General features: G+C 66.9%; 26 protein-coding genes and 1 pseudogene. 8 read left to right on the forward strand and 19 right to left on the reverse strand.

The features are described from left to right. The 7 genes and pseudogenes from Q0925_RS04135 to Q0925_RS04165 all read right to left on the reverse strand — a co-directional run. A pseudogene (locus Q0925_RS04135) lies at positions 1-589 on the reverse strand (VWA containing CoxE-like protein); the annotation flags it as partial. 2 nt (positions 590-591) lie between these two features. Beyond that, positions 592-1,524 (reverse strand): AAA family ATPase, encoded by a 933-nt coding sequence (locus tag Q0925_RS04140; RefSeq protein ID WP_299332151.1) that lies wholly within the window; start codon positions 1,522-1,524, stop codon positions 592-594. Further along, positions 1,521-2,558, reverse strand: a complete 1,038-nt coding sequence (locus Q0925_RS04145; protein WP_299332152.1) for an XdhC family protein — start codon at positions 2,556-2,558, stop codon at positions 1,521-1,523. The genes Q0925_RS04140 and Q0925_RS04145 overlap by 4 nt, the downstream gene beginning before the upstream one ends. Positions 2,559-2,642: 84 nt before the next feature. Then, positions 2,643-5,141, reverse strand: a complete 2,499-nt coding sequence (locus Q0925_RS04150) for an aerobic carbon-monoxide dehydrogenase large subunit (RefSeq protein ID WP_299332154.1) — start codon at positions 5,139-5,141, stop codon at positions 2,643-2,645. After that, positions 5,134-5,784 carry a (2Fe-2S)-binding protein gene (locus Q0925_RS04155; protein ID WP_299332156.1) on the reverse strand — a complete coding sequence of 217 codons (651 nt, stop codon included), beginning with the start codon at positions 5,782-5,784 and terminating at the stop codon, positions 5,134-5,136. The genes Q0925_RS04150 and Q0925_RS04155 overlap by 8 nt, the downstream gene beginning before the upstream one ends. Beyond that, on the reverse strand, positions 5,781-6,668 hold the full coding sequence (locus Q0925_RS04160; RefSeq protein ID WP_299332158.1) for an FAD binding domain-containing protein: 888 nt from the start codon (positions 6,666-6,668) through the stop codon (positions 5,781-5,783). The genes Q0925_RS04155 and Q0925_RS04160 overlap by 4 nt, the downstream gene beginning before the upstream one ends. Continuing rightward, the gene (locus Q0925_RS04165; RefSeq protein WP_299332160.1) at positions 6,665-7,261 is read right to left on the reverse strand and encodes a CoxG family protein; all 597 of its coding nucleotides are present in this window, start codon (positions 7,259-7,261) and stop codon (positions 6,665-6,667) included. Before Q0925_RS04165 ends, Q0925_RS04160 begins: the two co-directional genes overlap by 4 nt. Before the next feature lie 163 nt (positions 7,262-7,424). Here Q0925_RS04165 and Q0925_RS04170 point away from each other — a divergent pair, with 163 nt between their 5' ends. Next, positions 7,425-8,654, forward strand: coding sequence for a molybdopterin molybdotransferase MoeA (locus Q0925_RS04170; protein WP_299332162.1), 1,230 nt, complete (start codon positions 7,425-7,427; stop codon positions 8,652-8,654). Continuing rightward, the gene (locus Q0925_RS04175) at positions 8,651-9,262 is read left to right on the forward strand and encodes a nucleotidyltransferase family protein (RefSeq protein ID WP_299332163.1); all 612 of its coding nucleotides are present in this window, start codon (positions 8,651-8,653) and stop codon (positions 9,260-9,262) included. Before Q0925_RS04170 ends, Q0925_RS04175 begins: the two co-directional genes overlap by 4 nt. An 8-nt stretch (positions 9,263-9,270) precedes the next feature. On the opposite strand, the gene Q0925_RS04180 is transcribed toward Q0925_RS04175, so the two are convergent. The 4 genes from Q0925_RS04180 to Q0925_RS04195 form a co-directional block, all read right to left on the reverse strand. Then, on the reverse strand, positions 9,271-9,453 hold the full coding sequence (locus Q0925_RS04180) for an AbrB/MazE/SpoVT family DNA-binding domain-containing protein (RefSeq protein ID WP_299332164.1): 183 nt from the start codon (positions 9,451-9,453) through the stop codon (positions 9,271-9,273). A 17-nt stretch (positions 9,454-9,470) separates the two neighbouring features. Then, complete coding sequence (locus Q0925_RS04185) at positions 9,471-9,746, reverse strand: hypothetical protein (protein ID WP_299332165.1); 276 nt, start codon at positions 9,744-9,746, stop codon at positions 9,471-9,473. Between the two features lie 94 nt (positions 9,747-9,840). Next, positions 9,841-9,993 carry a hypothetical protein gene (locus Q0925_RS04190; protein WP_299332167.1) on the reverse strand — a complete coding sequence of 51 codons (153 nt, stop codon included), beginning with the start codon at positions 9,991-9,993 and terminating at the stop codon, positions 9,841-9,843. A 22-nt stretch (positions 9,994-10,015) separates the two neighbouring features. Then, a complete protein-coding gene (locus tag Q0925_RS04195) occupies positions 10,016-10,270 on the reverse strand; it encodes a hypothetical protein (RefSeq protein ID WP_299332169.1) in 255 nt (84 codons plus the stop codon). A 235-nt stretch (positions 10,271-10,505) separates the two neighbouring features. Between Q0925_RS04195 and Q0925_RS04200 the strand changes: the two genes are divergently transcribed. Further along, positions 10,506-11,477: a transcription initiation factor IIB gene (locus Q0925_RS04200; RefSeq protein ID WP_299332171.1), complete on the forward strand. Its 972-nt coding sequence runs from the start codon at positions 10,506-10,508 to the stop codon at positions 11,475-11,477. A 38-nt stretch (positions 11,478-11,515) separates the two neighbouring features. Further along, positions 11,516-12,769, forward strand: a complete 1,254-nt coding sequence (nreA, locus tag Q0925_RS04205; RefSeq protein ID WP_299332173.1) for a DNA repair protein NreA — start codon at positions 11,516-11,518, stop codon at positions 12,767-12,769. On the opposite strand, the gene Q0925_RS04210 is transcribed toward nreA, so the two are convergent. Genes Q0925_RS04210 through Q0925_RS04220 form a run of 3 tightly spaced genes read right to left on the reverse strand, consistent with a single transcriptional unit; the run spans position 12,766 to position 14,196 of the window. Next, complete coding sequence (locus tag Q0925_RS04210) at positions 12,766-13,206, reverse strand: DUF302 domain-containing protein (protein WP_299332175.1); 441 nt, start codon at positions 13,204-13,206, stop codon at positions 12,766-12,768. The genes nreA and Q0925_RS04210 overlap by 4 nt on opposite strands. Positions 13,207-13,235: 29 nt before the next feature. Further along, positions 13,236-13,904, reverse strand: coding sequence for a CPBP family intramembrane glutamic endopeptidase (locus Q0925_RS04215; RefSeq protein ID WP_299332177.1), 669 nt, complete (start codon positions 13,902-13,904; stop codon positions 13,236-13,238). 1 nt (position 13,905) lies between these two features. Further along, positions 13,906-14,196, reverse strand: coding sequence for a DUF5789 family protein (locus tag Q0925_RS04220; RefSeq protein WP_299332179.1), 291 nt, complete (start codon positions 14,194-14,196; stop codon positions 13,906-13,908). A 110-nt stretch (positions 14,197-14,306) separates the two neighbouring features. Here Q0925_RS04220 and Q0925_RS04225 point away from each other — a divergent pair, with 110 nt between their 5' ends. Next, positions 14,307-15,230 carry a DUF7139 domain-containing protein gene (locus tag Q0925_RS04225; protein ID WP_299332180.1) on the forward strand — a complete coding sequence of 308 codons (924 nt, stop codon included), beginning with the start codon at positions 14,307-14,309 and terminating at the stop codon, positions 15,228-15,230. A 52-nt stretch (positions 15,231-15,282) separates the two neighbouring features. Here Q0925_RS04225 and Q0925_RS04230 read toward each other — a convergent pair whose 3' ends face one another. From Q0925_RS04230 to Q0925_RS04245, 4 genes are all read right to left on the reverse strand, one after another. After that, positions 15,283-15,843 carry an HTH domain-containing protein gene (locus Q0925_RS04230; RefSeq protein ID WP_299332181.1) on the reverse strand — a complete coding sequence of 187 codons (561 nt, stop codon included), beginning with the start codon at positions 15,841-15,843 and terminating at the stop codon, positions 15,283-15,285. 162 nt (positions 15,844-16,005) lie between these two features. Next, positions 16,006-16,467: a Mut7-C RNAse domain-containing protein gene (locus Q0925_RS04235; RefSeq protein WP_299332184.1), complete on the reverse strand. Its 462-nt coding sequence runs from the start codon at positions 16,465-16,467 to the stop codon at positions 16,006-16,008. After that, positions 16,464-18,209 carry a DNA polymerase/3'-5' exonuclease PolX gene (gene polX, locus Q0925_RS04240; RefSeq protein ID WP_299332186.1) on the reverse strand — a complete coding sequence of 582 codons (1,746 nt, stop codon included), beginning with the start codon at positions 18,207-18,209 and terminating at the stop codon, positions 16,464-16,466. Before polX ends, Q0925_RS04235 begins: the two co-directional genes overlap by 4 nt. Further along, positions 18,206-18,646, reverse strand: coding sequence for a DUF5788 family protein (locus tag Q0925_RS04245; protein WP_299332188.1), 441 nt, complete (start codon positions 18,644-18,646; stop codon positions 18,206-18,208). Before Q0925_RS04245 ends, polX begins: the two co-directional genes overlap by 4 nt. 18 nt (positions 18,647-18,664) lie before the next feature. Between Q0925_RS04245 and Q0925_RS04250 the strand changes: the two genes are divergently transcribed. Both Q0925_RS04250 and Q0925_RS04255 read left to right on the forward strand, forming a co-directional pair. Further along, entirely contained in the window at positions 18,665-18,889 is a 225-nt protein-coding gene (locus Q0925_RS04250; protein ID WP_299332190.1) for a hypothetical protein, read from the forward strand. Between the two features lie 253 nt (positions 18,890-19,142). Further along, positions 19,143-21,008, forward strand: coding sequence for a flippase-like domain-containing protein (locus tag Q0925_RS04255; protein WP_299332192.1), 1,866 nt, complete (start codon positions 19,143-19,145; stop codon positions 21,006-21,008). On the opposite strand, the gene Q0925_RS04260 is transcribed toward Q0925_RS04255, so the two are convergent. After that, positions 21,005-21,748 (reverse strand): helical backbone metal receptor, encoded by a 744-nt coding sequence (locus Q0925_RS04260; RefSeq protein WP_299332194.1) that lies wholly within the window; start codon positions 21,746-21,748, stop codon positions 21,005-21,007. The two genes, Q0925_RS04255 and Q0925_RS04260, sit on opposite strands and share 4 nt — an antisense overlap. A gap of 144 nt (positions 21,749-21,892) precedes the next feature. Here Q0925_RS04260 and Q0925_RS04265 point away from each other — a divergent pair. Beyond that, on the forward strand, positions 21,893-22,594 hold a 702-nt coding region (locus Q0925_RS04265; protein WP_299332196.1), incomplete at its 3' end, for a DNA-methyltransferase.

Here is a 22,594-nt window from a genome sequence, read left to right on the forward strand (position 1 = left end):
GCGCCGCGTCGACGTCGACTTGTTCGCCCTCGCCGACGGCGCTGTACCGCCGGGCGTCGCCGCTTCCGGTCTCGGTCGGGCGGTCCCCGGTCGCGTGCCGCCGTTCCGTAGGGACACGAACCTCCACCTCGCCACCCCCGTCGCCGTCCATCTCGGGCACGTCGGCGTCCGAGAGTACGTCCGGATCGTCCGGCGTCTCGGTGTCGTCCGCCGCCGGCCCTTCCCCGTCCTCGTCGTCGCCGGGTGTCGGTCCCTCGTGGTCCGTCGCGATGGCGTCCAACCCCGTCCGGAGCCGGTGCCAGAACTCCGGAAACGCCTCGTCGAAGGCCTCAAGCCCCGCCGACTCGGTAATCAGTGTCGCGCGCAGGGCCGCCCTGACGCGGGCCTCGTCGCCGAGCCCGACGACCGCGAGCGCTCGCGTAGCCGCGAGCGATCCCGTGGTCGGGACGCTGACGCCGTCGCTCCGGAGGCGGGCCGCGAGGCGCAGAACCTCGATCAGCACGTGTCGTCGCGCCGCCCGGAAGTCGGGAACGTCGTCGTCCGGTTCGCCGTCGAGACCGTCCGGTAGCCCGTCTGAGTCCCCGGCCATCGTCACGCTTCGATCCGATCCTCGGCCGCCGCCGCGGCCGCTTGGAGCTGTTCCAGCAGGCTCGTATCGACACGCTCCACGTCCTCGACCTCCTTCAACAGACAGCCGATCGTTCGCTCGATATCGGCCGCCGCCAGCGAGTCGTCGTCCCGGCGGAGCCGGGCAACCGCCCGGGCCCAGTCGAGCGTTTCCGCAACACCCGGGCGCTTGAGAAAGGCCTCCTCCCGGAGACGTTCTACAACGGCACACACCTCCGCCGCGACCGCCGCGTCGAGTTCCGGAACCTTCCGTCGGACGATCTCGTACTCCTCCTCGAACGCCGGCGGCTCGACGTGGAGGTACAAACACCGGCGCTTGAGTGCGTCGCTCAGCCCCCGTGTCCGGTTCGACGTGAGCACGACGATCGGCGGGTGGGCCGCGCTCACGGTGCCGAACTCGGGGATCGACACCTGAAAGTCCGAGAGCAACTCCAGCAGGAACGCCTCGAACTCCTCGTCCGCACGGTCGATTTCGTCGATCAGCAGGACCGGCGGCGTCCCGTCGCCGGCCGTGAGCGCACGAAGCAGCGGTCGTTCCAGCAGATACTCCTCGTCGAAGACCGACCGGTCGTCGGTGCCGCTCGCCACCGTTCCCTCGTCGGCCTGCACCGCCAGCAACTGCTTCGTGTAGTTCCACTCGTAGAGGGCGTTTTCGGCTGTCAATCCCTCGTAACACTGGAGCCGAATCAACTCGGTGTCGAACGACTCCGCGAGCACCTTTCCGAGTTCCGTTTTTCCGCTCCCGGGTGGTCCCTCGATCAACAACGGCCGGGCGAGTCGGAGCGCGAGACTGACCGTCGTTACGGTCCGGTCGTTGGCGACGTAGTCCGCCCGTTCGAACCGGTCTTCGAGGTCGGATTCGGACACCGCGTCGAACGGCGAGTCGTCCCCGGTCATGGCGCGACTGTCGACTCGTCATCGGCCAGATACGCCGCTGGATCGGTGCGGAACGACTCCGCACAGCCCCCACAGCAGAAATGATACGTCTCCCCGTCGTGGTCGACACTCGCGGCCGCGTCGGCCGGATCGACGGTCATACCACACACCGGGTCGGTCGCCTCGTCGGCCTCGTCACCCCCGGCGCTTGGACCGCCCACCGTGGTCGCGGCGGCAGTCTCGTGGCCACCCCGGACGTCGACTATCTCGGCGAGAATGCTCGCCGCGATTTCGGCCGGCGTGTGGGCCGCAACGTCGACACCTGCGGGGTTGGTGACCGCCGAGCGAACCGTGTCGGCGTCCGTCTCCAACACCCTTGCCGCCCGCTCGATCACCTCCGAACTTCGGGCGTCGCTGGCGACGAGACCGACGTATGCCGCATCGGCGCGGACGCCCGCGGTAACCCCGCGGGCGTCGCACTCGCCCATCGACGCGACAACCACCAACGGCTCCGGACCGACACACGCCACGAGGTCGGCGGGGTCGGTCGTCGTCTCGACGTTCGTTTCGGCCGGGAGGTCACCCTCGCCCTCGCCGTCGGCGTCGACGAGCGTTACGTCGACGTCGAGTTCCGCTGCCAGGCGGGCAAGTGACCGGGCGACCGGCGACCCGCCGACGACAAGCAGATCCGGCGCCGGCGTCACCGGCTCGACGAACAGCTCGAGAACACCCTCGCTGTGACAGGTCATGGGGAACGCCGACAGCCCGGGCCGGTCGACACCGTTGGGGTCCGGGGCGATCCCGAGCAGTCGCGGCTCGCCGTCGTCGACGGCCGCGGTCGCCTCGTCGGCGACGATCGACTGTGCACACGACATACCGCCGATCCAGCCCTCGATGTTGCCGTCCCGGGTCACGACCGCGCGGTCGCCGACGTTCGCGGACACCGGCGGTTCTCGGCGGACGACCGTCACTCGGGCGTACGCCTCGCCGCGCTCCGCGAGCGTCCGTTCCAGTTTGTCGGTCGATGCGTTCCGTCGCGTCTCGTCCCGTGTCATCTATAATGATCCCGTGGTGCTCGGTGTGGCGGTGGCGGGGACGGACGGTCGGCGGGTCGCAGTCCGCCGTCCGTCCTCGCTCGCTCAGTCGTCGGCCGGTTCCTCGGTCGTGTCGTCGAACTCGAAGGTAACGTTCGCGCTGGGTTCGAGGGCGAGTCCGGCCTCGTCCAGCACTTCCCAGACGGCGTCGGGCGTCATCGGCATCTCGACGTGTGAGACATCCGCGTGACTCATCGCGTCGACCACCGCGTTGACGATGGCCGGCGGCGACCCGACCGTCGGCGACTCCCCGACGCCCTTGGCCCCGATCGGGTGGTGGGGCGAGGGCGTGACGGTGTGGCCCGTCTCGAAGTTGGGGATCTCGTTGGCCGTCGGCAACAGGTAGTTCATGAAGTCACCGCCGGTGACGTTGCCGTTGTCGTCGTAGGTGACGTGTTCCATCATCGCGGTACCGATCCCTTGTGCGAGGCCGCCGTGGATCTGCCCCTCGATGATCATGGGGTTGATGCGGTTGCCACAGTCGTCGACCGCGACGAACTTCTCGAAGTCGACCTCGCCGGTCTCGCGGTCGACTTCGACGACCACGATGTACGATCCGAAGGGGTAGGTCATCTCCGGCGGGTCGTAGTAGTTGGTCGCCTCCAGCCCGGGTTCCTCGTCGCCCGGGTGGTTCATGTATGCCCCAGCCGCGATCTCCGTGATGGTGATCGAGCGGTCCGGCGCGCCGACGACGTGGAACTCGCCGGACTCGCGGTCCCACTCGATGTCCTCCTCCGCCGCCTCGAGTTCGTTCGCGGCGATGGATTTGGCCTTGTCACGAACCTTCCGTGCGGCAACGGCGGCCGCGGCGCCCGCGACCGGCGTCGACCGCGACCCGTAGGTGCCCAACCCGTATGGCTCGGTGTCCGTGTCACCGTGTTCGACGACGATGTCGTCGACGTCCATGCCCAGTTCCTCCGCGACGATCTGTGCGAACGTCGTCTCGTGGCCCTGCCCCTGGGTCTGGACGCCTACGCGCAACACCGCGTTGCCGGTCGGGTTCACCCGCAGGTCGGCGGAGTCGAACATCTCGATACCTGCGATGTCACACTGCTTGCCGGGACCGGCACCCACCACCTCGGTGAACGAGGAGATGCCGATACCGATGAGTTTGTCGGCGTCGTTCTCGATGCGCCGTTGTTGTTCCTCGCGGTAGTGCTCGTAGTCGGCCATCTCCAGCGCCTTGTCGAGGGCCTTCTCGTAGTCGCCGGAGTCGTAGTTCCACCCCGTCGCGGACTCGTAGGGGAACGCGTCCGACGGAATGAAGTTTTGTCGCCTGATTTCGGCGGGATCGACGTCGAGTTCGTCCGCGAGCACCTTCACCATCCGCTCGATGAGATACACCGCCTCCGTGACGCGGAACGAACACCGGTAGGCGACGCCGCCAGGAGCCGTGTTGGTGTACGCCCCCGTTAGCGATCCGTAGGCCGCCTCGATGTCGTACGATCCGGTGAAAATGTTGAAAAAGCCAGCCGGGAACTTCGACGGCTGGGCAGCCGCGTTGTACGCGCCGTGGTCGGCGAGAACGTCGACCTTGACGCCCTTGATCTCGCCGTCCTCCGTCGCGGCGAGTTCGCCCGTCATGTCGTAGTCGCGGGCGAATCCCGTTGTCTGGATGTTCTCCGAGCGCTCTTCGACCCACTTCACCGGTCGTTCGAGAACGTACGACGCCGCCGCGGCAACGACGTAGCCGGGATAGATGGGAACCTTGTTCCCGAAGCCCCCGCCCACGTCCGGGCTCACGATCCGCACCTTGTGTTCCGGGATCCCCGACACCTGTGAAAACAGGGTCCGGTGGGCGTGAGGTGCCTGTGAGGTCATGTGGACGGTCATCTTATCATCGCCCGGATCCCAGTCCGCAACACAGCCACACGTCTCGATGGGGGCCGGGTGGAGCCGCTGGTACTCCATCTGTTCTTCGACGGTCACCGCCGCCGCGTCGAACACCTCCTCGGTCGCCTCGGGGTCGCCGGTTTCCCAGTCGAAGATGTGGTTGTCGTCCTGCCCGTCGAGTTCCTCGCGGATGACCGGCGCGTCGTCCTCGAGGGCCTCCTCGGCACCGATGACCGGATCGAGCACGTCGTACTCGACTTTGACCTTTTCGGCACCATCCTTTGCGGCGTAGCGGTCGGTCGCGATAACCGCCGCCACCTCCTGGGACTGGAACTTCACCTTGTCGTTGACGAGGACGTCCTGGGTATCGTCCATGAGCGTCGGCATCGTCGCCAGGTCGTGTTCCAGCAGGTCATCGGCGGTCAGCACCGCCACGACATCGTCGAGCGCCATGGCCCGCGAGCCGTCGATATCCTCGATTCGTGCGTGTGCGTGCGGGCTCCGGACGATTTCGCAGTGGAGCATCCGCGGTTTCTTGATGTCGTCGACGTAGTTGCCGCGACCGGTGATGAACCGTTTGTCCTCCTTGCGGGTCACCTCCTCGCCCATGCCGCCGCGGCCGTGGCCGCAGTGTTTTTCGGGCTGTGGGCCGCCGTCGTCGTCGTGTTGATACTCCCGGGGTTCGGCCGTGTTGTCGGATTCGCTACTCATCGGTGTCACCTCCCGCGTCGTCGAACTGCGGGTCGGCCCCCTCGATGTGGGTCGCGCTCGTCGACGGGCCGCCACAACAGTCCTCGACGCCACAGTCGAAGTCGTCGTCAGCGAACCGCTGCTCCGCGGTGACGGTGCCGCCGTCCGCGGCTGCCGGTTCCTTCAGTTCCTCCGCGGCGTACTCGATGGACTTCACGATGTTCTGGTAGCCGGTACACCGACAAAGGTTGCCGCTGATGGCCTCCCGAATCTCGTCTTCGTCTGGGTCGGGACTCTCATCAAGCAGCGCCTTCCCCGACATGATCATGCCGGGCGTACAGTAGCCACACTGGAGGCCGTGCTCCTCCCGGAAGCCCTCCTGCAACGGGTGGAGTTCCCCGCTTGCCTCGGGCAGGTCCTCCATCCCCTCGACGGTCATGATCTCGCTCCCGTCGGCCTGGACCGCGAAGCTCAGACAGGATTTGACCGGTTCGCCGTCCTTGAGAACGGTACACGCCCCACAGTTGCCGGTGTCACAGCCGATGTGGGTGCCCGTCAGATCCAGATCCTCCCGGATGGCGTGGACGAGCAGTCGGCGCGGCTCGACCTCGATGGTGTGTTCCGTTCCGTTGACCGTCAGCGTGATCTCGCGTGTCTCAGTCACTGTGTGACCCTCCGTTTGACGACGCCGGCACGCTCGACGGCATCGCCGAGCGCTCGCTGTGTCAGCACGTCGACCATCCGCTCCTTGTAGGCGGCGTCACCGTGTTCGTCCGACTCGGGGTTCGACGCCTCGGCAGCCAGTTCGCCCGCCTCCTCGAACAGGTCGGCGCTCGGTCGCTCGCCCACGAGGTGGTCCTCGGCTTCGGGCGCGCGGGCGTTCGTGATATCCACCGCGGTCATCCCGATGCCCGCCTCCTCGATCCGCCTGTCGTCGTCGAGAACGACCCGCGCGGCGACACCCGCCATGGCGTAGTCACCGGTCTTGCGTTTCAGCTTGTGGTATGCGCTTCCTTCGCCATCGACCGGGGCTGGGACCCGAGCCTCCGTGATGAGTTCGTCCTCCCCGAGCGAGGTGTCGTAGGGGAGGAGAAACAGCTGATCGGCCGGAATGGTCCGTTCGCCGGCGGGGCCACGCGCGACCACCTCACCGTCGTGGGCGAGGAGCACGCTCCCCCAGTCGCCCTTGGGGTCGGCCTGTGCCATGGAGCCGACGACGGTGCCGCGGTTGCGGATCTGTGGGTCCGCGATCAGCGGGGCCGCGTCGGCGAGACTTCCGTAGTGGTCGGCGACGACCTCCGAGTCCTCGACATCCGCGTGACGAGCGAGCGCGCCCATCTTGAGGTAGCCGTTGTCCTCGTGGAGATAATCGAGCGAGTCGATGCCGTTGATGTCGACGACGGTGTCGGGGCGAGCCAGCCGGAACCGGAGCATCGGCACGAGGCTCTGCCCGCCCGCGAGGATCGTCGGTTCGTCCAGGCTTTCGAGGAGGCTGACCGCCTCGTCGACCGTCGTGGGTTCGTGGTGTTCGAACTGTGCGGCTTTCATAGCATGTTCCGGAGCTTGTCGGTGACGCCGCTGTTGGCCTGTTCGTCGACGTCGGTCATCTGTTGTTGGATGTTGCTGAAGAAGTTGTTCACGATCTTATCCGAGACGGGCTTGATGACCCGGGAGCCGAGCTGTGCGATACGGCCCGAGATGTCGGCCTCGGTCCACCACTCGATCCGGGAGCCCTCGCCGTTCTCCAACTCGTGGATGCGCATCCCCGAGTTCATACTGAAACTGCTTCCGCTGGCGTCGCCGCCGCCGCTCGCCAGCATCTCGAAGCTTTCGTCGTCGCGGTCGGTGATGGTGACCGTCGTCTCGAACTGCGGTTTGACGCTTCCGACGCCCACCTGCATCAACGCCGCGTACTTCTGGTCGGCGTCGAACGCCCGATCCGCCACCACGTCGGGGTCTGCCTCCGGAAGCATCTCGACGTCCTCTTTGGCCTCGTACTTGTCGAAATTGAAGTCGTCGTCCATCGGGGTGATGTACCGACACCCCTTCAGCGCGTCTCGGACCGCCATCGGGTCCGAGAGAACGCTCCACGCCGTTTCCGGGGGGACGCCTTCCAGTTCGAATTCGCCCTCAAAGTTCATCGGTCGATCCCTCGTCGTCGGCTTGGTCGGTCGCTACCCATCATCTTTTATAACCCTCCACTATGTGCATACTATTAGCACAAGACATGGTATGGACAAACACGAACATAAATGTTGGTGAAATTTACCGGCAGGGACCATACTATCAATTGACACGAAACCCATGACCGACGACGACACACACTCTCACGACGACCTGCTTCGGTGGCAAGCGGGGGCAGAACGGGTCCGTGACCTCCGGGCGGCGTGGCTGCCGCGACTCGGGACCGAGACGGTCGCGCTCGACCGGATCACGGGCCGTGCGGTTGCGGAGCCGATCACCGCCCCGAACGACGTTCCCGCACACAGTCACGCGACGATGGACGGGTTCGCGTTCGACGCGACGGAGTCGTATCCGTTCGACCTCGTCGACGCCGAGGTGTTCCCCGAGGACGATCCCCCGGCGCTCGGGGAGGGCGAGGCGGTCCGCATCGCCACCGGCGCACCCCTACCGGGGTCGGCAAACGCCGTGTTGAAACGCGAGGAAGCGCGACTCGACGACGACCGGTTGCAGGGGACCGACCTCGACCCCGGAACCTACGTTTACGAACGTGGCAGCAACGTCGCCGAAGGCGAGCGACTGGTCGAGGCGGGGGAACGACTCGGACCCAAGGACGCACTCCTTCTCGCGGACCTCGGGATCGAAACGGTGACCGTCCGCGACCGGTTTTCGATCGGCCTGCTTGCGACCGGGACGGAGATCCACGAGGGTCGCCAGCGCGACCTCGACTCCGCGATGCTCGCCGGTCTGGTCCGGGCGTGGGGCCACGACGCCACACACGAGGGGACCGTCCCTGACGACTACGACCGTGTCGAGTCCCGTATCGACGCCCTCGCCGACGAGTACGACGTGGTCGTCACGACCGGCGGGACCAGCGTCGGCGACAAGGACTTTGTCGTCCGCGCACTCGCCGAACTGGGCGACATCCTCTTTCACCGTGTCCGACTCCGCCCGGGTAAGCCGATCGCCGTCGCCGAACTCCCCGACCACGACGCCGTTGCCTTCGCCATCCCGGGCAAGCCCGTCGGCGCTCACGCCGTGACGACGCTCATCGCCCGGCCGTTTTTCACCGGCGACCCGTCGCTCCCCAGCGTCTCCGCACGGATGGCCCGTGCCGTCGACATCGGGGTCGGTGGTTTCGACTACGCCATCCCCGTCACGCTCGACGACGGCGACGCGATGCCCCTCGGCCACGCCGACTCTGCGCTCTCGGTGTATAAGGAGATGTTCGACCCGAGCGTCCTCTCCTCAAGTACGCGGGCGACGCGGGCCGACGGGTTCGTTCTCACCGACTCGGGGGTCGCCCGTGGCGACGCCGTCGACGTCGTGCCGTACCCGGTCGTCGAACGATGAGCGAACTGCCCGTCGTCGACCCGCCGTTTGAGGACACCGGAACGGCGGCCCGGGTCGAGGGAATCCTTCTCGCCGCCGGGACCAGCGACCGCTACGGCGACCGGAACAAACTCCTCGCAACCCACGACGGCGACCCTCTCGTCCGCCACGCTATCCGGACGCTCGCCACTGGACCGGTCGAGGCGGTCACGGTCGTCGTCGGCCACGACGCGGACCGCGTTGCCGACGCCGTGTCGGGGTTCGGTGCCGAGATTGTCCACAACGACGCGTATGCGACCGGACAAGCGTCGTCGGTGCGGACCGGCGTCCGGGCGATCCGTGACCGCGCCGACGCCGTTGTCGTCGCACTCGGCGACATGCCTTTTGTCGCGCCGTCGACCATCGGTACGCTCGTCGACGCGTATGCGGCAGGTGTGGGCGACGCCCTCGCGGCCGCCTGCGAGGGACGGCGGGGAAACCCGGTGCTTTTCGGCCGGCGCTTTTTCGACGCTCTCGTCGACGTGGCCGGGGATGTGGGCGGACGGGAGATCCTGCTGAAACACGGGCGGCTGATCGAAACGGCCGATCCCGGCGTCCGGCGGGATGTCGACGTGCCCTCGGACCTGTAGCCCGTTTGTCACCCCTCGCCGTCCGTCCGGACGACGACCCGACCGTCCTCGACGTGCCATTCGATCCGGTCGCCTGCGCCGGTGTCGAGAAAGTTACGAACCGGCTTCGGGACGGTCGTGAGGTTCTTTTCGGAGATTTTTGTGTCTGTGAGTTTCCCCATCGAGACACGGTACTCCCCTAGTGAATACATAGCTTACGCTATGTCGTTCATCCTGCCGACTTCCAGCGGTGGGTTCCCCCCTCGGAGGCCCGGTCGAAGTCGAGGTCGAACCGGTCGGACTCGAGAAGCGTCGTCCCCGGGACGTAGGCGTCCTCGCCGATCGGCTTGAGCAGCTCTCGCTCGGCCATCGTCGAGAGCACGTCACGGACGGTCCGTTCCCGCCCGTCGATCAGGTTCGCCTCCTCGATCACACTCTCGACATCGACGTGGCCTTCGAGCAACGCCAACCGGATCGCCGACACCCATGCCGGCTCCCGGTTCATCTCGCGACACACCACTGAGACGATATACGCTTCGGATAATAAGTTCTTTGCCGCTCTCAAAACACGACCATGTCCCCGCCGCCCCCGACCGTGGTCACCCGATGGTGACCGCCGTTGTCGTGATCTCTTGGCCGTTCACCCGGAGGTCGACCTCGTACTCGCCGGGCTCGGACGGGTTGTCGACAGCCGGGTAGCCGAGAACGATCACATCGCCCTGTTGAAGCGTGTAGCCGGTGTCGAGTGTCACGTCGAAGGAGTAGGCGTTGTTGTTAGCCGCTGACGTGTGTCTCGTCGAACCGCCGGTCGATCTCCCCGTCACCGTCGGTGTCGACACCGAGAACGACCTCCTCGTGGGCGGCTCCGTCGACGGTGAACGCCTCACGAGGGTAGGTCGCCCCGACTGCCGTCCACTCGCTACCGGCCAGATCTTCCCCCACCTCGACGCGGAGCGTCTGGTTGACACCCGTCGCGCCCGCGGCGTCGTTTTCGACGGCAACCCTCTCACCGGGGCGACGCGCCCCCACCGTCGTCGGGATCGCCGCCGGGGACCGCCGAACACCCGGCCAGTGTAACCATCGCCACCAGTACGACCGCGAGTGCAGTTCGTCTCACGTGCTGACCTGGCGCCGCTCGACGGATAGCCCTACCGGACGCCGATGAGCCACGAAAAATATACGCGCCGGGGTCTCTCGCCGTCGCCGCTCGGACGGCTCTCGGCACCAGAATTAAGTAACCGTGAACTGCGAATATAAAAATGGGATGACACGGCCCACCCGCCAGCGGGACGACCGGACGCGATGGCAGGGCGATGACGAGACGGAGGCCAGCGAGGATGTCGACCTCGACCCGGAGGACCTTGACCCGGAGGACCTCGTCAGAACGGCCGATGGTGAACTGATACACGAGGAGACCGGCCTCATTATCGAGGAGGAACAGATCGACCCCGGTCCGGAGTGGCGGGCGTTCAACCACAAGGAACGACAGGAGAAATCGCGGGTCGGCGCGCCGACGACCCAGACGATGCACGACAAGGGGCTGACGACGACCATCGACTGGAAGGACAAGGACGCGTACGGACGTTCTATCTCCTCTCGAAAGCGCTCACAGATGCACCGACTGCGCAAGTGGCAGGAGCGCATCCGGACGAAGGACGCGGGCGAGCGGAACCTCCAGTTCGCGCTTTCCGAGATCGATCGGATGGCGTCTGCGCTCGGCGTCCCCCGGTCGGTACGGGAGGTCGCGTCCGTGATCTACCGACGGGCGCTCAACGAGGATCTCATCCGCGGGCGGTCGATCGAGGGGGTCGCTACCGCAGCCCTTTATGCCGCCTGCCGAAAGGAGGGGATCCCTCGATCGCTGGAGGAGATTTCGGAGGTATCGCGGGTCGAACGCAAGGAAATCGGTCGGACCTATCGCTATGTCTCACAGGAACTCGGGTTGGAGATGAAGCCGGTCGATCCAAAAAAGTACGTTCCCCGGTTCTGTTCGGAACTCGAACTCAGCGAGGAGGTCCAGGCAAAAGCAAACGAGATCATCGAAACCACCTCGGAGAAGGGGCTGCTCTCGGGGAAATCGCCGACCGGGTTCGCGGCGGCGGCCATCTACGCGGCCTCGTTGCTTTGTAACAAAAAAAAGACCCAGCGTGAGGTGGCCGACGTCGCGCAGGTCACCGAGGTCACCATCCGCAACCGGTATCAGGAACAGATCGAAGCGATGGGTATCCACAGTTAGCACGACAGGTTCAAACCCCGTCCGGCGGTATCTCGGGTATGCGCCTCGACGAGTTCGTCGACATCGAGGCCGACAAACGCGCTGAGCAACGGCGACTCGCCATGGAGAAATCCTACGCCATTCTCGATCATGTCGAGTCCGTCGCCGACCGCATCGAGCGGACGGTGTCGGGCGACTCCGTCGTCGGTAGCGTCTCGTCGTCAATCTTTGTGGGGCGGTCGAACTACCCGGAGGTGTCGACGGGCATCCTCTCGCCGGTCGGTAACGAGAGCGATGCCGACAGTTTCGTCACGAGCGGCGCGTGGTACGACGAGGGCATCGATTTAAACGAGGTGTTCCGCCGACGAACCAGTCTGTTGAACGCCAGTCGGTCGTCGTCCGTCGACGTCGCCGAGACGTGGGGTGGCGTTGTCGGCGTCGGCCGGGAGGTGGCCATCGCCGACCGCCCGGTCGACGTGGAACTCGGCCTCGGCGACGACCCCCGCGTTGACTTCGACGCCGACGGCGCTTCGGCCCCGACCGGCCCGCGCGCCCCGGCCGAGTCGGCGACGCTCGGCGAGAACCCACACGTTCCGGCACCGATAAAGAAGACGCTCGAAGACGACGACTGGCGCGCCGAGGGGGCGATCACCTACCTTTACCGCCGTGGGTTCGACGTCTACGACGTGAACACGGTCCTCTCGGCCGGCGCACTCGGCCGGGGAGCGGACCGCCGACTCGTCCCGACGCGGTGGTCGATCACCGCCGTCGACGACACCGTCGGCCGGTACCTCCGTGGCTCGTTACGCGACGCTCCGAGCGTCGACGGTGTCGAAATCCACCGCAACGCGTTTCTCGGCAACGCCTACTGGGTGATCCTCGCCCCGGGCCGGTGGGAGTACGAACTCGTCGAACTGAAGGCGCCGGGAAGCGTCTGGAACCCGGACCCCGAGGCAGGCACGTGGCTCGCGGCCGACCGCGAAGGGTACGAGGGCCGGACCGGCTACGTCGAGGAGACGGCCGGCGCGTACCACGCCGCACGCCTCGGCGTTCTCGAACATCTCGAAGACCGGGGTCGGCAGGCGAAATGTCTCGTTCTCCGGCACGTCTCGGACGACTACTGGGGACCGGCGGGTGTCTGGCAGGTCCGTGAGGGCGTCCGCAACGCCTTCGACGACGACGACCACGCCACCGCCGAGACGCTCACCGAGGCGGTTCAGGGGGTCGTTGGCTTCCTCCCCACGTCGCTGTCGACACTTCGGCGCAAGTCGGCGATGGTCGCCGGCCTGCAGACCACGCTCTCGGAGTTTTAAAGCGCCCCAAAGGCGGCGTCGACCATCTCGCCCGTCTCTGCGACGATGTCGGCCATCGCCTCGTCGTCGGGTGCGAGACCGACAAGCCGGCCGATGCGCATGATGCTGACGTGGTAGACGACCTGTCGTCCCGGCGACTCCTCCCACACGATGACGTTACAGGGAAACAACGCGCCCATCCGGCGGTCGCTCGCGTCGAGCACCCGATCGGCCATCTCGGGGTTGCACGCCCCCAGCACGTAGTATGGGTCGCGGTCCGCATCCACCTTCTCGTTGAGCAGGTCGGACGGCGAGAACTCGACGGGAACGCCAAAGCCCGCCGCGGCGAACGTCTTCCGGACGTGTTCGACCGCACTCTCGTGGTTCATCTCCAAGACCGCCCGTTTTTCCCCGATGTTCGAACCCTCGATCAGCGTCGGGTCGATTGGGAGCGACATAGTGTGAGTTACGCTCGCCGGGCGTAAAGTCACACCGGGAGCGGAAGCCACGACAACCACCTGACGACGACCGACGTCGGGATCAGCGGCGGGTGTAACACCAGCCAATCCAGCAACGCGAGACCGACCCCGTGAGCCACCATCGACGGGAGGATGGACTCGCTGTGGTAGTCGACCGCCCCAAAGAGCACGTCGGTCGGGGCAGAGAGAAGGAGTTCGATCGGCGGCTTGTGGACGTGGTGGACCGCGTAGGCGACGGGACTGATAAAGACACTCTTGACCCCGAGTTCGCGGACGCCGACACAGAGCAACCCCCGGTAGTACACCTCGGCGGCCGCGGCGACGAGAAACTGGGCGGCAGCGTGGGGAAGAAAGGCGGTCAGCGCCGTGTTCGTCGCCCACATCGGGTAGTACGCCCGAATCGTCGGCAACGACGATCCGACGATATAGAAGGGGGTGACGAACACCGCGAGTGCGAGGGTGTTCCGGATCGCCCGGCGGTCGACCCGCCACCCCAGATCGCGGCCGTGACTCACCGCGAGTGCGACGGGCGCACAGATGAACACGACGATGTCGCGCACGAGTCGAGCGCCGAGGCTCGTCGGAGGAACGGCCCAGAGCGACCAGACGACCGCGAGAACGAGTCCGACGAGCAGAGACCGCTGAACCCAAGAAAGGGGGAACCGGTGGAGCGACACCTCACTCCTCGGCCGTGGCGACCGGGCCGGTACCGATCACCGACCGGATCGCAGAGAGAAACGTTTGTCGCGTGTCGAAGTACGTCTCGTCGACATCATCGAGCGCCGAACCGACGGTCCGTGGGCCGTCGGGCGTCCGGATCGTCGCGTCCCCCTCCTTTTGTCGCACGGCGCTCGCTTTCTGTGGCCAGGTGAGTCGCGAGGCCACCCGTGCGAGGGGCGCGCCCTCGACCGGTTCGCCCTCACCCAGTTCGACCGCAGGTCCCTCGTCGTCGTCCGCATCCTCAGCCATGCACGCCACTACCGTTGCCCCGGAGTTAATCCCTTCGCACCAACCGATCGCCCCACCGTCACGCGTCCGTCTGACGTAGCGTTTTGTGGGTGGGCGGCATAGCATGAGTTATGACCAGTCTCGGGGAGGTCTACCACGGGGACGACCGGAGCGGCCCGAGTCTCCGGCAGATCTACGCGGGAGGGAGCCTGTTTCTCGTCGGCATCACGCTCGTCGTTGCAGGTATCGTCGTCGCCACGACCGACGTGTTGCTCGGCGGCGGCGTCAGTTTGTACGACGTTCGGGAGTACGGCGGCATTCTCGCCGGCCTCGGCGTCCCGGCCGTCTTTCTCGGTATTTCGGCGGTCCTGCCGGCAAAGCGATCGACCCGCGCCGCCGCAGGGATCGGCGCCAGCGTCGCCGTTCTCGGCGTTGCCCTCTTCGCCCACGCCTACCCCTGCCGGTGGTCCGGGGCGACCTGTGCACCCGGCATGATCGACCTGACCCTGCCGACCGTCGGCGTCTACTTTCTCGGCGCGCTCACGACGTTCTGGTGTTTGTTCGTCGGCATCGCCAATTTCAAAACCCGGAACGACCCCGGCGGCACCGTCACGATGGAGGTTACCCGACAGGGCGAAACGAAGGTGATCGAGGTCGACCGGTCGACGGCCAAAGGAAGCGTCGGCCTCGGCGGCACCGATACCCCGACGGGGACCGTCGGCACACAGATGAGCGACGGCGGCGCCGACGACGACGAACTCCGCGAGGTTGCGTCGGTCACCGGGCCGGGTGACGGCGGTGCCGAGCCGTCATCGCCGACCGGCCCACGCGGTCCGTCGTCGCGCTCCCGGTCGACCGCCACCGACGACACGGGCGACACCTCGTGGACGTCAACGACCGCAACGGACACGTCGACCGATGCCGCCGACCGCTACTGTGGCAACTGCGAACACTTCGAGTACGTCAGGACCGAACGCGGCATCCAGCCCTACTGTGGCTTCCACGACGGCGTAATGGCCGATATGGACGCCTGCGAGGACTGGAGCGGGCGCTAGCGGCTCACGGAACTGGTACCATATCGTTCGGACCGTCACAACAACGGGTTCGCTACTCCGAGTGTTCCATATCGGCCGACCGGTCCTCAGCGGCGGGGACCGCCGACGCGGAACGGATCGGATTCCCCTGTGGAAGCTTTTCGCTCCCTGTGCATCCGGGACGGGAGAGGGACTCGATGTCGGCTAGCGCATCTCCGACCGTGTACGGCGTCGTTCCGGTGGTGTGTGGCGCGACGACGACGAGTTCCCCACGGACACGAACGGCCAGACACAGTACCGGAAGCACGAGCACCGTCTCGGAGGTTTCGTTCACCACCGACGTTCGCTCACGACGCCTAAACGCCGGTTCGAGGGACACATCCTCATCGTCGGCCCACGCCTGCAACTGCCGGTAACGCGAAAGAACGACGGGTTCTTTTCTACCGCCGGTCAGGCAGAGTTCGTCCGGCCAGAATTCGACCGTGTACTCCTCGAACACTCCGTTCTCACCGTAGGCGTGTACCGTCTCGACGACGTCATGGACGAACGGCTCGGTCGCTGTCGCCCGCACGTAACAGCCTACACTCACCGGTGGGTGTGGCTCCTCCTCGTTTCGGAGCGGTAAGCGATCCATAACGGCGGTTCGGCAGCCACGTATTTTGGTTGGTTGTTTTTCACTTTCGTCTTATGTTCTGATGACGCGAGTGAACGGGGCTCCCACGACACGCCGGGTTCTCCTGCGTGCGTGTCGCTTTTTTGGGTGGGCACACCGCTGTGTCATTCTATCGATCGGGTCTCAACCCAACCGCCGTCTCACGTCTTCCCAGTGACTGCCCTTCCAGAAGTACCCGTTACAGCGTCCACACCGCCAGACACCCGCTGTCGGGTCGGGTGTGTGGTCCGGCGTTTCGACCCCGTCTTCGACCGGTTCGAGCCGGCCGTTACACCGCCCACACCGCCGCGGCCGGTCGGGGAGCGACAGCGCCACACCCGCCGCCCGGAGTTCGTCACACTGTGTCTCGACGTCGCGTGCCGAGAGGCTGAAAGCCCCGTCCGTCCGGGCGGCGAGGTCGGTATCACGCGTGACAAGCGTCCGTTCTTCCTGGTCTGCGATCCGTCGGAGTTCGTCGTCCGCCTCGACGTCGCGGTCGAGCGCGTAGGCGGCGTCGTACCCACACATCCGGAGGTACGTCGTCAGCTTTCCGAGCATCGCGTCGAGAAGGAACCGCTCGCCCCGGCCGTCGTTATCCCCACTCACCGCAGGAACGACTGTAGCCCCGACGCCGACCGGGCGTTGACCACGTTTGCGGCCTCGGCCCATCCGCGACGCGCCGTGTGAACGCCGTAGCGCCGGAGGTCGAGTCCTCCGACGCTGTGGGCGTCGGTGTCGACCGCAATCGGTGTTCCGGCCTCCACGGCCACCCGCACCGCCTCGTCGTTCAGGTCGAGTCGGCGAGGGTTAGCGTTGACCTCGAGTGCGGTCCCCGCGTCTGCGGCGGCGGCCACAAGCCGGTCGAGGTCCGGGTCGAGGCCGGCCCGGTCGTTGAGCCGTCGCCCGGTCGGGTGGCCCAAGACGTCCGTCTCGGGGTGTTCGACCGCGCCGACGAGACGCTCGGTCGCCGTCTCGCGGTCCGCCCCGAGACCGCTGTGTGGCGACGCGATCACGAGGTCCAGTGCCGTGAGGAGGTCGTCACCGACCGAGAGACCGCCCTCCGCGTCGACGTTGGCCTCAACGCCGTGGAACACGGTCAGGTCGGTGTCCTCGGCCGCCGTCTCGACCGCGTCCATCTGCTCGCGGAGTCGGTCGTCGTCGAGGCCGACACCGCCGACCATCCCCGGTCCGGTTGCGTGGTCGGTGATCGCAACGTAGTCGTCACCGCGGTCGGCCGCCGCCGCGATCATCGTCTCGATCGATTCGGTCCCGTCGGACCACTCGGTGTGTGTGTGGAGGTCACCCCGGAGGTCCGACTCGACCAGCAGGTCCGGGAGCCGTCCCTCGCGGGCGGCCGCTATCTCGCCGCGGTCCTCGCGAAGTTCCGGCGGGATCGGCGGCAAATCGAGGGCGTCGTACAGGTCGGCCTCGTGTCTCCCCCCGAGGCGGCGGCCGGCGCGCTGGCCCGTCACCTCGTTGACCCCGCTCACGTCGAAGACGCCGTACTCGTTGAGTTTCAGGTCGCGTTCGATGGCCAGATTACGGAGGTGGACGTTGTGTGCCTTGCTTCCGGTGAAATACTGGAGTGCCGCGCCGAAGTCCTCGGGGACGACGACCCGGCAGTCGATCCGCATCCCCCGGGCGCGGACGCTCGCCTTTGTCGTCCCCGACTCGATGGTGTCGTTGACGGCGTCCCAGCCCAGAAAGGCGTCGATGGCCGCGGCCGCGTCGTTGCTCGCAACTAACACGTCCACGTCGCCGATGGTCTCGCGCCACCGCCGGAGCGACCCCGCGACCTCGCCCCGGGCTACGGCGTCGACCTCACGGAGGTGGTCGAGAAGCGCCTCCGCCACCGGGCGGGCGTCGCCCAGACGCTCGCGGTCCCGGGCCTGCTGGGCGAAGGGGATGCTCTCCAAGATGTTCGATTCGGTCGTCTCACCGAACCCGGAGACCTCGCGAATCTCGCCCCCCCGCGCGGCCGTCTCCAGTTCGTCGAGGGTGGTGATCCCGAGCGCCTCGTACAGGCTCCCGACTGTTTTGGGGCCGACCCCCTCGACGCTGGTCAGCGCCGCCATATCGACCGGTAACGACTCACGGAGGTCGGTCAACTCCTCGATCTCCCCCGTCTCGACGTACTCGACGATCTTGGCCGCGAGCGCGTCCCCGACACCGTCGATCCCCTTGACGGCGTCTCTCCCCTCGGCGGCCAGTTCCTCGACCGGCGTGGGGTGGTCGCGGACGTTCTCCGCGGCCCGACGATAGCTCCGTGGCTTGTACTCGACGTCCCGGGCCTCCAGCAGGTCGGCCATCTCCTCGAACCGGGTGGCTACCTCCTCGTTGCGACTCACGGCCGCCCCCGCGTGTTGTGGCTGGTGTCATCGTGTCCCAGCGCCTTCCGGAGGAACTTCATCCAGCGCTTGCGGTCGGCGGCCTCCTGTGCCTCGGCCTCGCGTTCGAGGTCGGTGTTCAGCCCTTCGAGGGCGTCGAGCGCACGGTCGATGCCGATGATGCTCTCGGCCAACCGCTCGCCCTCGTCGAAACTCACCTCCCCGTTCTCGATCCGTTCGAGCCGTTGGATGCGCTCGCGCCGGAGGCTCCGCTTCGCCTGTTCTACCCGGTCACGCTCGCCCGACGGCACCGTCTCGCGGCGTTTGATCTCGAAGACGAACTCCTGTAGATCAACCTCCTCGCCTTGGACCGCGATGGTCTCGGGAATCTCCGCCCCGACCGTCGCGGCCTCGCGTTCGACGCGTTCGAGGAGCTGTTTGCGCTCGAACTCTCTCACGGTCTATCGTTGGGTGGCGTGTCACTTCGCTCCTTCGCCGCGTCGCCGCCAACGCCCTACACGCCGGGTGCTGACATCGGACCCGACGACCCCAAAGAGACCACGCTCAACGCGGCGGACAGGGCGGGCCCTCCGGAGCGACCATCCCTCGGCGAAGTGGTTCGGAAAAAGAACCGCGAGGATGTCGATTGCGACGTTGACGACGTGGTTGCCGACGAGCAACGTCACCGGCAGGCGGTATAGTGCCGTCGAGAAGGTCGAAAACGACGCTCGCCCGGCGTCGGCGCCCCGCGGCCGTCCAACCGCCCGGTCGAGAACGAGCAGACCGCAATTTCGGTACTCGAAAAAGCACTCGCCATCAAGCGTCCGAACAGTACGAGAACGCTCACGACCGTCGAATCCAGCGCGCTCGTGGACTCTCCCCTCGCGGCGGCCGGAACCCCCGGTGTGGACCGAGACGGAACGTTCTTGAATACGGCCCGACCATCCCAGCCAAATGGATCATCCCGGGGCTGGCACCGGTTTCGACGACAACGTCGAGGTGAGCGTTGTCCTCCCCGCGTACAACGAGGCCGGGACCATCGAGTCGACGGTGGCAACGACGCTGTCGACGCTCGCGGGCTTTCTCCCTGCCGGCGCTTTCGAGGTGCTCGTCGCCGAGGACGGCTGCGACGACCGGACGCCGGCCATCGCCGACCGCCTCGCCGCCGAGGACGACCGGATCCGACACGTCCACAGCGACGAGCGACTGGGCCGGGGCGGTGCGCTCGAACGCGCTTTTTCGGCCGCCGGCGGCGACACGCTGGTCTACTTCGACACCGACCTCGCGACGGACATGCGCCATCTCGAAGAACTGGTCGAGCGCGTCCGCTCCGGCGACGCCGACGTGGCAACGGGGTCGCGCTGGCTTCCCGGTGAGGTTGCCGACCGGCCGACAAAGCGGGGCGTGCCGTCAAAGGTGTACAATGGACTGGTCCGTCTGTTCCTTCGCTCCTCGCTTCGTGACCACCAGTGTGGCTTCAAAGCACTGAGCCGCGAGGCGTTCACCCATCTCCGCGACGACGTCGAGGACGACCACTGGTTCTGGGACACCGAACTCCTGATCCGCGCACAGCGGGCCGGGTTGGTCGTCGCGGAGTTCCCCGTCAAGTGGGAGCCGAAAGGCGACACGAAGGTTGACCTCGTGCGCGACGTGTTCGGGATGGGGAGCCAGATCCTGCGGCTGTGGTGGCAGGTGTCGGTGAGCCCCCGGATCACCCGCCGGGTGAGCGTCGGCGCGGGGGCGCTCCTGACGCTCCTCGCACTCGCCCTGATGACGCTGTATCTCGACCCGGGGGCCGTCCTGCGGGAACTGGAGAGCGCAGACCGCGGTCTGGTCGTGCTCGCGGCGCTCGTCTACCTATGCTCGTGGCCGTTGCGCGGCGCGCGCTACCGCGACATCCTCGACGAACTCGGCTACCGCGAGCGGCTCGGCTTTCTGACCGGTGCGGTGTTTATCAGCCAGACCGGGAACCTCGTCTTTCCCGCGCGGGCGGGCGACGCCGTCCGTGCGTACGTGGTAAAGGCGCGGCGGTCGATCCCCTACCCCACCGGTTTCGCCTCCCTCGCCGTCGAGCGCGTGTTCGACCTCCTGACCATCACCGTTCTCGGCGCGACGGTGCTCGTCGGCTTCGTGGTCACGGGGTCGGCCGACCAGGTGGTGTCGGCCGTCTCCGGGGGCGTCCCCGGCGTCGACCCGCGGAGCGCCCGGGTCGCGCTCACCGTCGCCGCCGGCGTCGCGGCCGCGGCCGTCATCGTCCTCGCGGTCATCGTCGCCAGCGCGCGCCGCGATAGGAACCTGATCCGTCGGTCGCTGGCCCGCGTGAGCACCGACTCCTACGCCGATTACGCCGCCGGGATCCTCGAACGCTTTGTCGGCGATGTCCAGACGGTCGCCGCCGACCGTACCGCCTTCGCCCGCATCGGCGCGAACAGTCTCGTAATCTGGGGGCTGGACGTGGTGACGGCGATTCTCGTTCTCGCGGCCTTCGACGTGGGGCTGGCGCCCCCGACGCTCGTCGCCGTCAGTTTCTTCGCCGTGAGCGTCGGTAACCTCGCGAAGGTATTACCCCTTTCGCCGGGTGGGATCGGCCTCTACGAGGCGGCGTTTACACTTCTGATCGCCGGGCTAACGCCCGTGACCGGCCCGACGGCTTTCGGTGCGGCCGTTCTCGACCACGCGGTAAAGAACCTCGTCACCGTCGTTGGCGGCGTCGCCTCGATGCTTGCGCTCAACGTCTCCCTGACCGCCGCCGTCGACGAGACGGGCGAGACCGACCCGCCCGACGCGCCCGACCCGGATCCCGACATCGACTCCGACTAGTGGAGCAGGTCGGCGAGACGCTCGATCCCGTCGATCAGGTTCGGGCTCGGCTGGTTCAGCAGCGAGTCGTCGAGAACGTGGACCGCCGGATCGACGGCCCATTCTCGGTCGGTGACCGTCGCGGGGTCGGCGCACTCGCCGCGGCCACAGATGTGCAACACCGCGTGGTCGGGGGCCGCGGCCTCTACCTCGTCGCCGTCGACCGGCCGCGAGCGCTCGCCCGGATCGACAAAGGGGTAGCGCCCGCCGGCGGTCGTCACGGCATCGGGAACCCAGTTGCCGGCGGCCATCGGCGGGTCGGCCCACTCCTCGCAGTAGACGGTCGGCCGGTCGGTCTCGGGGACGCGCTCCCTAACACGGTCGAGTCGATCCCGGCTCCGCTCGGCCAACCGCTCGCCCGCCTCCGGCCGCCTGATCGCCCGGCCGAGAGCCGAGAAGCTCTCGATCACCGAGTCGAGCGTGTCGGCAGTCGTATGATGGACCGGAAGCCCTCGGTCGCGGACCGCGTTCCGAACCTCCGCCTGCAGGGCGTCGCCGGTACAGACCAGGTCGGGGTCGAGAGCGTCGAGACGGTCGAGGTCGGGGGTGAGCCACCCGCCAAGCACCGTCGGGGTCGCCGCCCCGTCGAGTTCGTCCCGGCAGTGGGCCGTGACGCCGACGAGGCGGTCGGCAACGCCGAGTTCCCGCAGAGTGACGGTGGCGGCCGGTTCGAGGGAAACGATCCGAGCGGGCGCGGACATGGCTGTAGCAACGTCCCCGACGGATAAGTAGGTCGGGGCGACGGCCCGACGGATAAGTAGGTCGGGGCGACGGCCCGACGGATAAGTAGGTCGGGGCGTTCGGAACCGACACCGATACCTGCCGCCGGCGGGGACGTGGGAGCGATGCGGACCTCGCACGCTCTTTACCCCGCCGACGCGGCCGATATGGACGCCGTCCCGGACGAGTCTGTCCATCTCGTCGTCACGTCGCCGCCGTACCCGATGATCGACCTCTGGGACGACCTCTTTTCGGCCCGCGATCCGGGCGTCCGAGCCGCCTTGGATGCCGGCGATGGCGACGCCGCGTTCGAACTGATGCACGCACAACTCGACGACGTGTGGTCGGAGGTCGACCGCGTTCTCGCGCCGGGTGGCATCGTCTGTGTCAACGTCGGCGACGCGACACGATCCGTCGACGGCCGGTTTCAGCAGTACCCCAACCACGCCCGGATCGTCGACGCCCTCCGCACGCGAGGGTTGACGCCCCTGCCGGACGTGCTCTGGCGCAAGCCGACAAACAGCCTCACGAAGTTCATGGGCTCGGGCACTCTCCCGCCGAACGCCTACGTCACCCTCGAACACGAGTATATCCTCCTTTTTCGGAAGGGAGACACCCGGTCGTTCCCGCCGGGCGACGACCGGCGCTACGAGAGCGCCTTTTTTTGGGAGGAGCGCAACCGGTGGTTCTCGGACCTGTGGGAGATTCGCGGCGAGAAACAGGGTCTCGACGACCACGAGGAGCGCCGTGACCGCTCGGCTGCCTTCCCGCTTGACCTCCCGCTTCGGCTGATCCACATGTTTTCGGTACGGGGCGATCGGGTGCTC

Source organism: Haloplanus sp., from assembly GCF_028275055.1.
Classification (GTDB): Archaea; Halobacteriota; Halobacteria; order Halobacteriales; family Haloferacaceae; genus Haloplanus.